3 protein-coding genes are annotated in these 15002 nt (G+C 46.3%); all 3 read right to left on the reverse strand.

All coding sequences use genetic code 11. The annotated features are described in order from the left end of the window. Positions 1-11: 11 nt before the first annotated feature. From JMN17_RS13605 to JMN17_RS13615, 3 genes are read right to left on the reverse strand one after another with little or no spacing between them, the layout of a single operon-like run. Positions 12-1013, reverse strand: a complete 1002-nt coding sequence (locus tag JMN17_RS13605; protein ID WP_202328333.1) for a phosphotransferase enzyme family protein — start codon at positions 1011-1013, stop codon at positions 12-14. Then, entirely contained in the window at positions 1006-7434 is a 6429-nt protein-coding gene (locus JMN17_RS13610; RefSeq protein ID WP_087991372.1) for a type I polyketide synthase, read from the reverse strand. The genes JMN17_RS13605 and JMN17_RS13610 overlap by 8 nt, the downstream gene beginning before the upstream one ends. 1 nt (position 7435) lies before the next feature. After that, a complete protein-coding gene (locus tag JMN17_RS13615) occupies positions 7436-14998 on the reverse strand; it encodes a type I polyketide synthase (protein WP_202328334.1) in 7563 nt (2520 codons plus the stop codon). Positions 14999-15002 lie beyond the last annotated feature (4 nt).

Below are 15002 nucleotides of genomic sequence, written 5' to 3' on the forward strand. Positions count from 1 at the left end.
GCGCAAATTTCTTACGCTAACTTCGAAAAGTCAAATTCGGTTATCGGCGTTTGATTTTCGATATCGTTTCTGAATCCCTTAAGCATTTCTTTTTCTTCTTCTCCTATTGAATCAAGGTCAAACATTTGATGCAGCAATCCATAAATCAGCATATGGCGCAGACGGAGGAAATCCGGGATTTTCTTGAGCCACTCGGCGGCAATTTCATTTTCCTCCCTGTATCCCTTTATAAAATGCGTCATAAATTCTTCTGTAAAGGCTGCTTTATTTTCATATGGGACGACTGGATACCATAGGACATTGTAAAGGAGAATGCTGATATCATTCACAAACCAGTTGTACCCAATATCATCAAAATCAAATGTAGTGATCTTACCATGATCCCAGTTAAAATTACCATGGTGAAGATCTGCGTGAACAAGGCCGTAGCTGTCACGGTTTTTTTGCAGTTGACGCAACTCATTCATTAAATCGTCCGCCTCTTGAAAAACCTTTGTCTGATCTTCGGGGACATATTTTCTGAGCTTTAATTGCTCTTCTTCATCCCACTCCTGTCTTTTAAATCTAGGATTGCTCAGTTTATAGCTTTTTGTCAGGCTGTGCATCTTCCCTGTATATCTGCCAAGCTCGAAAAATAGGGTTTCGTTCCACTCAGATTCGTCTACTTTATGACCCGGCGCCTTTTCATAGACTCTCAATAAAAATGCTCCGCCGTTTCCGTCCGGCACTTCCTCAACATCTTTACCGGTTAACGACGGAATTGGTTTGGCGACTGAAAGCCCGCCTTCAGCAAGATGGTGGAGCCATTCCATCTCTCCCATTATATAATCCGGCGACCGGCGAATCGTGTGTGTAATCTTTAAAATATAAGATTCATTGTCTTTGGCAAACTCATACACATAGTTTTCCGCATCCGCTAAAAACTGTACTTGATCTCTAGTAAATCCATATATAACGGCAGCTTCTGCCAAAACCTTATCTTCATCAAAAATTGCTTTAATATCTTTATGCATGCTGATTCTCCCTCTTCATATATTTAGATAATTCCCTTATCGTGTGTTTTTTCGCATGATTCAACTCATCAACATACCAGCCTTTCTTTTCCATCTCTACTTCCATTTTGACAGCGAGCAACGAATTTCCTCCCAAATCAAAGAAATCGTTGTCAATTCCTACATAATCCAAGTGGAGGATTTCCTTCCAAATGTCCACAAGTATTTTTTGCTGTTCTGTCTTCGGTCCGCTATCTTCTGCTTCAGCTCCTAATTGTTCCTTTACTAGCAGCGCCCGCAAATGCTTCGGCTGATGAGTATCTAAGGCCAGTAAATATGGAGAATGCAAGGATTTCTCAGCATGCAGCACTTCCCAATGAGCGCTTGTGTTTTCCATTAAAGCGGGTTGCAATCCGTCATCCGCAATCGCTTTCTCCTTTTTGCCAGACGAAGGCTGTAAAGAGGATGCCCATTCAATATGCCTGCTTTGATCCTCAACATCATGCACAGAGATTTGACAAACTGTTTTTAACGGACCCGCTTCTTCCGCAAAACGATGTGCAGCCAAAAATTCAGAAAAGGCGCGGTTTCTGCCTGAATCCTTAAACTCCAAGGACAACGTCGCAAGCTGTTTTTCCCTTGCATATGAAGCAAGACCCGACAGCAATTTATGTTCAATGCCTTTGCCTAGTGCGCGGCAGCTGAGAAGGAAAGTATCTAACTTTAATGAATCTTCTGTTCGAATTCCCATAATTGCACCGACGATGCCTTCATCACTGAATCTGTCCGCTGCTTCAACGATCCAGCCGATATGGCCGTCCGTACTGAGCCGCTGGGCAATCTGCTCCTCACGGTAGACTGACGGATTCATATTGAACTGATTAATTCTCGCGCTCATTTGAGCAACTCGCGGCAAATGCTCTTCTGTCATCTCAGTCAAGGCTATACGCAGATGTAAACCGGAAAGAAATTCTTCAAGCGAACGGGACGTATTCAATTCTATTTTTCTTTCTTGCGCGGCCAAATATCGTTCCGTGCGCTTTTGATCAGCTTCTGTCACTGTGAACCTGTCAAATGCCCAGACATGTTCTAAGAACATCGGAATAGAATCTGTATCAGATGGCAGAAGCAAGGTCAGAACCTCTGGCAGGCGTTCGGTCATTTCCAGGCATTGAGCCGGATCATCATCTAAGAATATGAACCGATCCACTGAAATGTTCAGCTCATCGGCCATTTCTTTCATGTTTCTGGCTTTCTCATCCCAATTAATGCGTGACAGGACAAAGTCCTCTTTCTTCAAAATCATATCTGGATGTCGTTCAAACACATTCCAGACGTCTTCTTCATTATTTCTGCTTGAAAGCACAAGGAGCAAACCTTCTTCTTGTTTTCTCTTTAAAAATTGCTGCAGCGCTCGATGGGCAGGCGTAATCAAGATCCCTTCCGCCCCAGTTTCAGACACGGTTCCGCTCCACAAAGTGCCGTCACAATCGATGGCGGCCGCTTTAAACGGCGGTTTGAGCCATGCCGCAAACTCACGGGCCACCCGTGTTCCCATCGCCGCATAAAATTCTTCAGTAAACGGTATTCTTGCCGCTCTTTCACTTTGCGGGTCAAATATGGCATCAAGCTGGTATGTTTGATGCAGCTGTCGGAGATCAATCAAATGTACATCCGTTTCTCCAGCAAGCCCCGTGATCCAATTCTGCTGGGACTGTACAAGAATATCCCGAAGCTCCTGCTCTTTCACATTTTCCAGCGGCAGCAATCCAATGAAATAAGGCACTTCTTTTTTCTTTTGTTTAATGATGGCGAGCAGTTCATCTGAATTATATTGAACGTGGGCCATTCTTTCTTCCAAAGAAAGGCCTGAATCCCCCGCCAAATCCTCAAGGCGAATCAACAGCAGGCTGGCACCATTTTTTTGCTGTGACAGTAAACTTTCTTCATTAAGCAATTCTTGAAACACCTGTCCGTAAGGAGACAGCTTGATATCAAGCTTGATATCAAACTGTTCGCCCCACCATTTGAGGTAAGGCACAATCGGATCAGCCGTAAAATTGGAACAAATGGTTAATGGGCACGCGATGACTCGATTTGACTCTCTCTCCCTTTTTCGTTCGGCCTCTTCCTGCTCTTTTTGGCTCAGCACCGGAATGTCCTTTATGCGTTTTTCAGGCTCTTCCGCAGCTTTTTCAGCAAGAGAGATAAAATGAGAAACAAATGCCTGCATGAATTCATGAGTGAAAAGAGATCGGTTGTATTGAAGCACACATTTAAGCTCTCCCGTCACTTCCTTGACGACGTCCATTTTCATATCAAGCTTTGAAATGCCTTTTGCGAATTCATATGTTTCAAATGTTAATCCGCCGGCCTCCATTTTTATATTCGGGTCATACTCATTATGATAGATCAGCATGGTGTCAAAGAAAGGGTTGCGGTTCGGCTTGATCACCGGCTTCAGTGTTTCTGCCATTTGATCGTACGGATAATCCTGATGGTCATAAGCTTCAAGCAGAGTTTGTTTAGTGTGTTGAAGGTTGCCGGCAAACGATTCTTCAGGATTTAAATGAATTTTGATCGGCAAAAAGTTTGTAAACATTCCGATCGTATTCTCAATATCCGCATGACGCCGGCCTGCCACCAATGACCCGATCATCAACTCCTGCTGTTTTGTATAGCTGGACAAAAGCATGGCATAGAGCTGAAACAGCATGACATTGTTGGTCAGCTGCTGCGCCTCTCCGATTTTTTCAAGCTTTTCTAAAACGCGCGGCGGGATTGTAAACTTGATTGCCCTGCCTAAAAAGCTTTGTTCTTTGCGTTCATAATCAAGAGGCATATTCAGCACAGGCACTTCACCCTCAAGCTGTTTCAGCCAATACTCTTTTTGGCGTTTAAACATGTCACTATTAAAAAATGTCTGCTGCCACTCCGCATAATCTTTATACTGAATGATTTTTTCTGGGAGCTGTTCCCCTCTATATAATTGAGTAAATTCTTTTATGAAAATATTCATCGAGGCGCCGTCCGCCACAATATTGTGCATATCAACAAGCAACGCATGTTTTTCTTCTTCAATTTTGACGAATTTCACCCGAATTAATGGAGAGACCTTAAGGTCAAACGGCCGTATAAATGAACTGATTTCGTCATCGAGCTCATCCATTCTCGCTTCGGTCTGTTCAATCGAAAAATCAAAGTTATGATGGATTCTCTGAACAGGTTCTCCATCCTTAATTTCAAAGGTTGTACGCAGTGTTTCATGCCTTTCGATCAGCTTTTTGAATGTGTCCTCGAAGCGGGCGGCATCAATTTTCCCGAAGCATAAAAGGGCCATCGGCATGTTATATGTGGTGACTTGCCCGATTCTCTGATGAATCAAATACGTTCTCCGCTGTGCCGCTGAAAGCCTGTACACGTCTTTTATTTCTGAAGGCTGAATGGATGTATATTGATTTCGGTCAGAACGCTCAATAAGTGCGGCAAGCGCACGGATTGTCGGATGCTGAAACACGTCGCTTAATGTAAGCTCCGCTCCAAATTCCTTGTGAATGCGGGAAATCAGACCAGTGGCGTTTAATGAATGCCCTCCTGTTTCAAAGAAATGTGTATCGAATGTGACATGTTTGACTCCGAGAATGTCCTTCCACATGGCCGCCAAAGCCGCTTCTGTCTCATTCAATGGAACATCTGATTCTGTATCCGCTGCCTTCTCGTCATTTACTTGCTCAGGCACCAAAAGCTCGACATTTTCTGCCGCCGGTGTGCCCGGCTGTTCTTTTGTCCGGCCAATCCAGTATCTTTCTCTTTCAAAAGGATATGTCGGAAGCGGAATAAGCTGGCACTGCTCCTTCTCATAAAAAGCTTTCCAGTCGATCGGAACCCCGTGCAGCCACATATCTCCCAGCCTGCTCAGCAAATACCGATAATCGGATGCTGACTCCTTCGGGTGCCTTAACAGCTGGATCGCGATTTGCGGCTGATCCTCCGCCTGATACAGCTTGCTGACAAACGATCGCAAAGCGTTTCCAGGGCCAACCTCTATAAAAATCGGATTTAATTCTTCTTTTAAACGTTTTGCGCAGTCCATAAATCTGACGGTCCCACGTAAATGGTGAGCCCAATATGCCGGATCTCCGGCTTCTTCGTCTGTGATCCAATTCCCTGTTACATTTGAAACAAACGGAATCTTTTGATTTTTAAATTGATAGCCAGAGAGTTTATGTTTCATGCTCTCTAAAACCGGTTCCATCATATGTGAATGGAAGGCATGAGATGTATGGAGTTTTCTGCAGCTATGCCCCTCGGCGCTCAACTTCCTTTCCAATGCCTCAATCTCGTCTAGTTCCCCTGAGACAACACATGAATTTGGCGCATTCACCGCAGCGATTGAAACAGTTTCGTCTGTATACGGTTTGATGTCTGCTTCGCTTAAGGATACGCTAAGCATAGATCCGGACGGAAGATTTTGGAGCGCTGCCCCTCGAAAGCTGACGATGTCAAGCGCATCTTCCAATGAGAGCACACCCGATATGGCTGCAGCCGTATACTCACCGATGCTGTGCCCCGCCATTGCTTTCGGCTTAATTCCCCAATCGATCAGCATTTTTGCAAGTGAATATTCGATACAGAACAGAAGAGGCTGCGTATATTCAGTTTGGTTAATCAGTTTCGCATCATGCTGCTTATTGTCAGAGAAAAGCACCGAGCGCGGATCTGTATCCATATGATTTTTTAATATGTCAAAACAGGCGTCGAGCTCCTCCTTAAAAATCGGTACAGTATTGTAAAGCCCTTTAGCCATATCAACATACTGCGCCCCCTGTCCCGGAAAAAGAAAGACAACGGGCCGGCTTGCTGATTGAGAGCTTCCGGTTTTAACAGACTCATAGTCATTTTCATGAATAGCCTGAATAAGCTCAGACACATCCGCTGCCACAATCGCTTTTTTATAAGGGAACGAATGACGCCCTACTTTAAGGGTATATGCGGCGGCTGCCAAATTGGCTTGCTGATTTTTCATGAAATAGTTTGATAGCCGGTCTGTCATGTTGTTTAAAGCGGCCGGTGTTTTGGCTGACAGCAATAAGAGTTCCGCGTCGTGTCTTTCCGCTTCTTTGTGATGCGCTGGTGCTTCCTCTAATATGACATGGCCATTTGTTCCTCCTATGCCAAATGAACTAACGCCCGCTCTGCGCGGGAATTCGTTTTCTTCCCAAGGGGTGAGTTCCGTGTTGACGACAAATGGTGATTGCTCAAAATCGATTTTGGCGTTTGGCTTTTCGAAACTCAGAGTCGGCGGAATCATTTTATGCTTTAAGCTTAGAACTGCTTTCATAAATCCGGCCACACCTGACGCATCATTTAAATGACCAATGTTGGATTTGACAGAACCAATTCTGCAGTAGCCGCGACGGTCTGTTTGATAAGCTTGTTTTAGCGCTTCTATTTCTATCGGGTCACCGAGTGTCGTCCCTGTGCCGTGAGCCTCGACATACGTAATGGTTTCAGGCTCCACCTCTGCCATGTGCAGGGCTGTTTTGATAGCTGTTACCTGGCCTTTGGTGCTCGGCGCTGTATATCCAACCTTTCTGCTGCCGTCATTATTGATTGCAGTACCTTTTATAACAGCATAAATATGATCTCCGTCTGCTTCGGCATCTTCTAGCGTTTTTAAAATGACCGCTCCTGCCCCGTCTCCAAATACTGTGCCCGCCGCCTCATCATCAAAGACGCGGCAATGCCCGTCTGGAGAATGGATCATACCTTCTTGGTAGAGATACCCGGATTTTTGCGGCAGGCGGATAGAGACTCCGCCTGCAACCGCCATATGGCAGTCTCCATTTAACAAAGCCTGGGCAGCAAGATGAATAGAGACCATCGAGGTTGAGCAAGCAGTCTGCACCATCATGCTCGGCCCTTTCAGGTTAAGCTTATAAGAAATAAGTGTTGCCATATAATCTCTCATATTCAAAACAGCTGTTTCCAGCGTCTTTGAGTCTTCTCCATGCTTTGCCCCCTGAAGAGCCCTCAGCACCCATTCTGCATTGAGGCCGGCTCCTGTATAAAGGCCGATCTGCCCTTTGTAAGTGAAAGGATCGTATCCAGCGTCTTCCAACGCGGTCCACACACATTCATGAAAGATTCGGAACTGCGGATCCATCATAGCAGCTTCCTTTGGCGTATAGTCAAAGAAGCCGGCGTCAAACAGGTCTACGTCCTCCACAATTCCTTTTGCTTTTACAAATCGCGGATTATTCAGCAGCTCTTCATCCACGCCTTCTTCTCTCAGTTCCTCATCAGTGAAAAAAGAAATCGTCTCTTTCGCATTTATCAAATTGCTCCAAAACTCCTGCATGTTTTTCGCACCCGGAAATCGGCCTGCCATTCCGATAACAGCAATTTCAGCTCCGTGATTCGAATTGTTAGAATTACTCATTCTATTCGCCGCCTCTCAATCTTTTATCTCGCTGATTGCGTAACCGCGTTTTTCTCCGTACGCTGGATACAGCCGCCATTTCCTCTGTCTCCTCTTCACTTTCTTCTTGATCAGGACTGATAAATTGCGCTAAAGCAGCCACTGACGGGTATGTGAATAAAGTCACCACTGCCTCATTCGTTCCCAATTCCTTATTTAAGCGGTTTGTCACTTGTACGATATCTAAAGAGCTGGCCCCAAGATCAAAAAAGTTATCATGTATGCCGACTTGCTCCAAACCCATAAAATCCTGCCAGATGCCGCAAATCACTTGTTCTGTTTTACTGCGGGGAGCGACATATGGATTATTCAATTCAGGTCTTGTGTGTACGGCGGCTGCTTTTTTCTTCTCACCCGCTGCGCTTTCTGTATTCATGGATATCCATTGCTTGATTCTATGGCCCAAATCACCTGTTGAAACCAATAGATGGCGATTGTGGATATCAGACAGCACATATTGAAAAAGCTCGGCCCCTTCTTCGGGCAAAATCGCAAGATCAGCAATGGATTCACCAATTGTAGATTCAAGCTGTCCCCAGAAGTTCCAGGCATCCCAATTGACGCATATCCAAGGAATCTCGCTGCGCTGATTCATCCTCGCGGAAAAGGCGTCCATATAAATATTTGCTGCAGAATAAGCGGAAAAGCCGAGACCGCCGAGTAAAGCACTGATCGATGAAAATAAGAAGCAGAAATCTATTTTTTCGTTTTCCAATAACGATTCAAGCACTTCCAGGCCCCTTACTTTAGACTTGAATTGGTCCTCTCCGCCTTCAATTGCCCCGGGTATATCTTTAATAGCCCGGAATGACGAACTACCCGGGAGACCAGCGGCGTGAAAGACGCCGTTCAGCTGTCCGAATTCAGCATGAATCTCTCTCATAACAGATTGCATATCTGATAGGCTTCCTGCATCCGCCTGAAGAGCTGTCACCTTTGCGCCCAGATTCTCCAATTCTTGTATTTTTCGGATTTTCGCAGTCATCGGATCATCTTCCTGATGTTTTTTGCACCAGCTTTCCCACTGGCTTGGCGGCGGAAGTTCACTTCTTCCTGTCAGAATCAGACGGACATTCCCTTCTTGCGCAAGCATCTTAGATAAAATAAAACCGATTCCGCCCAATCCTCCGGTGATAAGATATACGCCATTAGGGCGGATCATCTCCGGTAAGGCGGATGCTTTATTTAACTGTACAGGCTGATACGCCTGCACCCATCTGCGGCGGCTTCGGTATGCGATAATCTGATCTGGGTCTGGGTCTTCGGCTTCCTCAAGGATTTGGTCGATCAGCTCCTCTTCTTTCCATGTCAAATTGTCCGGCAAAGGAGGGATATCGATGTTCCAGCACTTCATATGGTTGTATTCTTGCGGAATCACTTTCAATGGCCCTAAAACCGGAGACTTTTCTGCATCGATTTGCTCTTCTCCCGTCACCTCATGAATGCCGCTTGTCAGCACAAATATGTCACATTGGTTCATTTGTTTTTGATTGGCTGCTGCCTGTGCAGTAAAAATCAAACTGTAATAGCCGCTTTCACTGTAAGCACTGAAAGATTGCTGAGATTCACTTTGTTCAGAAACGCTCCAGAGATGCATGATGCGGTTTGGAAGAAGTCCGTCTGAAGCAAGTGAAAAAAACAAACGCTCATAATGCGTGCTGTCAGCCGGATTGATGATATACAATCCGCTGCTCACCTTTTCAAATTGCCGGCCCCTCGTGACAACTGCCGCTTCACGTCCATGACGGCGTATCGATTGCACAAGCAGGTCTCCAAAGGCTGTTCCTTCATGAAACACAAGCGTTTTTCCGCTTTCAGCCGGCTGTTCTTGTTTTCGGACATTCGCGGACTTGATCTTTCTTTCCCATGATGGAAGGTAGAACCATTGATCCATCTGCTCCTTTTTATTTGGCTCATCAGCGGAGGCGATAGCAGTAGCCGCATTGTCAGCCGCTTCTATCCAATAGCGTTTTCTCTCAAAAGGATAAGGCGGCAGCGGTACGAGGCGCTTAGGCTTATCACCGCTATACCGATTCCAGTCAATCTCATAACCGCATACCCAAATCTGCCCTAGTTTCTTCAAGAAATAAGCATGGTCATCAGCTGGTTCTTGAGCATGCCGGACTGTATGAACAATGTCATGCCGGTTTGATCGCTTCTTGTGCCTTTTGGCAAATGTACTGAGTGTGCTGCCGGGCCCGACTTCGATCAACAGCACGTTTTCATCATTTAGAATTTGCTCTAATCCTTTATGAAAACGCACTGTGCCTCTTAAGTGCTGAGACCAATAAGCCGGATCTTGTGCTTGTTCCGGCAGTATCCAAGTCCCTGTGACATTAGAGACAAAAGGGATGCGGGGAATATGCATATCCATCTGCTTCACAAGCGCTTCAAATTCCGCAAGAATCGGCTCCATCATATAAGAATGAAAAGCGTGAGAAGTATGCAGCTGCCGTCCGGCAATGCCCTTCTCTTCAAGGAAAATGGCTAACGCCTCAATCTCCTCACTTTTTCCTGAGACTACGCATAAGTCATGAGCATTGACAGCCGCAAGTGACAGACCGTTCGTTAGCAGCGGCTGCAGCTCTTCCTCTGATAGCTGAACACTTATCATTGCTCCAGATTCCAGCTGCTGCATCAATCGTCCCCGCTCCATGACGAGCGTTAAAGCCGTATCTAATGAAAACACGCCTGACAAGCATGCAGCAGTGTATTCACCAATGCTGTGTCCAATCATATAATCCGGCGAGATGCCTGCACTTTGCAGCAGCTTTGCGAGCGCGTATTCAAATATGAACAGCAGCGGCTGCACTACAGCGGTCTCCGTCAGCTTCGCCCCATCAGTTGAATCCGGGAAGACGATTGCCTTCAAATCGACCTGATGTATTTTTTCAGCCAAGGCAAAACAGCGGTCCGCTTCTTTCTGAAATACTGGTTCAGCTTCATATAAATTTTTCATCATATCAATATATTGAGAACCTTGGCCGGAGAACATAAAGGCAGTCGGGCGCCCGCTGTGTCTTTGATAACCGGTGATCTCCGAACCGCTTTCCCATTCCGTTGATTTTGACAGCACGACGGATTTTCGGTATGAAAATTGTTTTCTGCCGACTTGCAAGGTGTATGCCACATCTTCTAATGGAACGTTTGGATGCGTTCGAAGAAATTCCTTTAATCGATTTGTCATCAGCTCTAAGGCTGTGTCTGTTTTTGCGGACAAAACAAGCAAATGCCGCTGGCTTTCGGAAGCTTCTCTGCCAGACTCCGGCTCTTCTTCCAGTACTATATGTGCATTTGTGCCGCCAATTCCGAAGGAGCTGACACCCGCCCGCCTAGGATAATCGGATTCCTTCCAGTAAGTCGCCTCGGTATTGACATAAAAAGGCGTCCGGTCAAAATGAATATGCGGATTAGGTGTTGTGTAGTTCAAGCTTGGCAAAATTGTTTTATGTTTTATCGATAAAACGGCCTTAAAGAGACCGGCAATGCCGGAAGCGCTGTTCAAATGTCCGACATTGCTTTTCACTGACCCGATTGGAATTGACATTGGCTTGTCACTTTTAAAAACCTGGCTCAGCGCTTCTATTTCAATTGGATCACCCATTTTTGTACCGGTTCCGTGAGCTTCGATATACCCTACTGTGTTCGGATCAATACCTGCATTCTCGTATGCATTCTTTAACACTTCGGTCTGGCCTTCTACGCTCGGGGCGGTAAAACCGACTTTTCGGCTTCCGTCATTATTCATTCCGACCCCTTTTATGACTGTATAAATGGTATGCCCTTCTTTAACGGCGTCCTCATATCTTTTTAAAACGACAATTCCCGCGCCATCGCCAAAAACTGTACCGCCCGCTTCCTCATCAAAAGGCCGGCAATGCCCATCCGGTGATTGAATCATGCCATCCTGATAAACATAACCTGACCGCAAAGGCGTGCTGACAGTTACGCCTCCTGCAAGCGCTGCGTCACATGCTCCGTTTTGCAGCGCTTGGCATGCCGCTCCAATATTCACTAGAGAAGTGGAGCAGGCTGTTTGCATTGTGATGCTCGGCCCATGCAGGTTTAATTTATAAGCAAGCTGGGTGCTGAAAAATTCTCTGTCATTTAACAGCATGGAGCTGAACTGTTCAGTCCCATCCAGTTTTCCTGCAAAACGTGTGATCCATTCGAGGTTCGGACTTGTCCCAGTGTAGACGCCAATTTTCCCTGTTGTCCGCTCAGGGTCACAGCCCGCATCTTCTAAAGCCTCCCATGCACATTCATGTAAAAGCCTGAATTGCGGATCCATCAATTCTGCTTCTCTTGAGGAATATTGAAAAAAATCAGCATCAAACCTATCAGGATCTTCGAGGATACCCTTCGCTTTTACATAATTGGGGTGCTTCAAGAGCTGATCATCCATACCTGACGCTTTTAATTCTTCATCCGTAAAGAAGCTGATAGATTCTTTGCCATTTACAAGATTTTTCCAAAACTCATCCAAATTGCCGGCTCCGGGAAAACGCCCTGCCATACCGATAATCGCGATATCCGATCCCCGGCCATTCGAATGGGTTTGAGGCACCTTTTGATGCTGCATCATTTCCGGCTGGCCGGCCACCGTTTGAACCTGTTGATGAAGATGCTTCGCCAGGCTGCGAACTGTGGCAAATTGATAAAGCACAACTGGTTCCACTTTCCATTTCAAATGATCTGTGAATTTTGCCGCTAATTGAGAGATATCAAGCGATGTAGCCCCCAGTTCAAAAAACGGCACCTCATCGTCCAGTTCATGGAATCCAAAATGCTTTAGGACAATTTCTTCGATTGTCTTTTCAACAGCTGATAACGTCAGTGCCGGCAATTCGGGATGTGTATCCGCCAGTTGCCGAGGCGCTTCTTCCTCCCTATCCTGCGCTGAATTGTCAGGCAGCGGGAAATGCTGCTTTGTAAAAGGGTAAGTCGGCAGGGCTAACCTTTTATTATCCTGAGGTTCGTGCAGGACGCTGAAATCAATCTCAGCCCCGAGACTCCACAACGCTCCGTATATATGTAACTTTAAAACGTCTGTGTGTCCTTGTGTGCCGAGTTTATCTGTCACGCCAACTGAACGGCGCTCTGTAAATACTGATGCACCCTGAGTCAAACGCAGATCTATGCAAACAGCAGGTTCCTTCCGCAAACAAGACGAGATATGTTCAAAAAATCGTATCGGCTTGCAGATTTGGCCGGCCCAATAGCTGGGATCCGCTGCTTCTGAATCTGCTATAACTTTTCCAGTAACAGACGAAACGACTGGAATGTCTGGTGATTTCATGTCCAGCGTTCCAAGGAAGTGCATGAATTCTTCGGCCGCGTCAACCAGCAGATCCGATTGATACGCGATCTCCCCATCAAATAATTCAGCAGCTATCCCTTCTTGTTCAAGCCGCTCCTTCAGCTGATACACATCCTCTGGCAAACCGGAGACGGCACAATACCCCTCATCAATCAGCGCCAAGGATAATGATTTTTCTAAGTATTGAACGATATTCGGTTCTGACAGGCTGACACCGAGCATTTTTCCTGCCGGCGACATACTGATGAACTCTCCGCGTTTATATGCAGCAACAGCCCCTTCTTCAAAGGAGAATATTCCTGCCGCACAGGCCGCCGTAAACTCCCCGAATCCCCGCCCGATAAAGCGGCCCGGTGTTATGCCGATGTGTTGTAAATAACGGGCTGCGGCGTATTCCATGATGAACGACAACGTATGGACCAATCCCAGATCTTTCTCTTCCCGGTATGTGTTTGGAGCAGAAATGCACACTTTAAAGAAACCGAGAACATCCTGCTGAAAAGCGTTATGCACCTTTTCAAGGCAAACATCAACTTCTTTTTTGAACAGGTTCTCTGTACGGTATAGTTCCGCATATCGGTCAAAGCCCTCTTGAACGTCTCCCGCAAATACAAACATGGTGCTGCTTGATACAGCCGCCGATTCGCTGATTTGTTTCTCATCCCGATGATCAGAAAGCTGATCAAGCAGATCCTTTTGATCTGAGGCAACAAAAGCGACTCTGTACTGAAATTGCTTTCTGCCAAGCTGTAACGTGCGAGCTATAGCTGGCAGCGGCGATTCCGGGTTCCGGCGAAGAAAATCAGCCATTTGATCCATTGAGCGGGCCAGCTCCTGTCTTGTTCTCGCAGAAAGAACAACTAACTCAGGACCGCCGGCTGGCATTTCATCAGTAAGAGATGGGGGCTCTTCAAGAACAACGTGCGCATTAGCCCCGCCGATTCCAAAGGCGCTCACGCCGGCTCTTCTCGGCTCTTGCAGGGATGCCCACTCAGTCAGCTCTGTATTGACGAAAAACGGCGTGTTCTCAAATTTGATGCGCGGGTTCGAATTTTGATAGTGAAAAGCGGGCGGCAGTTTTTTATGATGGAGCATCATAACGGTTTTGATAAATCCAGCTACCCCAGAGGCGGCGTCCAGATGTCCGATATTGGCTTTGACAGAACCAATTCGGCAGTATGCTTTTTTATCTGTATTGAAAGCGCGGGTCAGCGCCTCAATTTCAATCGGATCTCCGACAGGCGTTCCTGTCCCGTGAGCCTCAACATAACCGATGGTTTCCGGTTCCGTTTCCGCCATCTCCATAGCTGTGGCAATGACATTCGCCTGGCCTTCAGCACTTGGAGCCGTATACCCGGCCTTATTGTTTCCATCATTATTAATGGCAGAGCCTTTGATGACGGCATAAATCGCATCGCCGTCAGCTTGTGCGTCTTTCAATCGCTTTAACGCCACCACTCCGGCTCCTTCACCAAAAATGGTTCCGTTCGCCTGTTCATCAAACGGACGGCAATGACCATCTGAAGAATAGATCATTCCTTCCTGATAAAGGTACCCGGATATATGCGGCAGGCTCAGGGTAACACCTCCGGCTAATGCAAGGTCACATTCTCCCCCAATCAAGCCCTGGCACGCCATATGTATCGCGACAAGAGAAGTCGAGCAAGCGGTTTGAACTGATACACTCGGCCCTTTTAAATTAAGTTTATAAGCGATTCGTGATGCGAACGACGAATCATTTAAATGCATGATTTGAAAAGCGTCTTCATGCTTATGAAGAGAAGACATATGCCGGCCCATCCAGGACAAATTGCTGGAAGCACCAGCATACAGCCCGATCAGCCCGTTAAACCGTTCAGGGTCACAGCCCGCATGCTCCAGCGCTTCCCAGGCACATTCATGCATGAGTCTGATTTGCGGATCCATTAAGGCAGCTTCTCTCGGTGAATAGCCGAAAAACTCCGCATCAAAGTCAGAAACTTCATCAATGATCGGTTTTGCTTTTACATACGCATCTTGGCGAAGCAGCGCCTCATCCACTCCGGCTTTGATTAATTCTTCATCGGTAAATTGAGTGACCGATTCTATTCCTTTTGAAATGTTGCTCCAATACTCATCAATATGTGCCGCGCCTGGAAACTTGCCCGCCATACCGATTACCGCTATTTCCAGTCCTGTTTCTGTCCATTGTTTTTCGTCAGCCATGGAA

This window comes from Bacillus sp. RHFS10 (assembly GCF_016757475.1).
Taxonomy (GTDB): Bacteria; Bacillota; Bacilli; order Bacillales; family Bacillaceae; genus Bacillus; species Bacillus subtilis_G.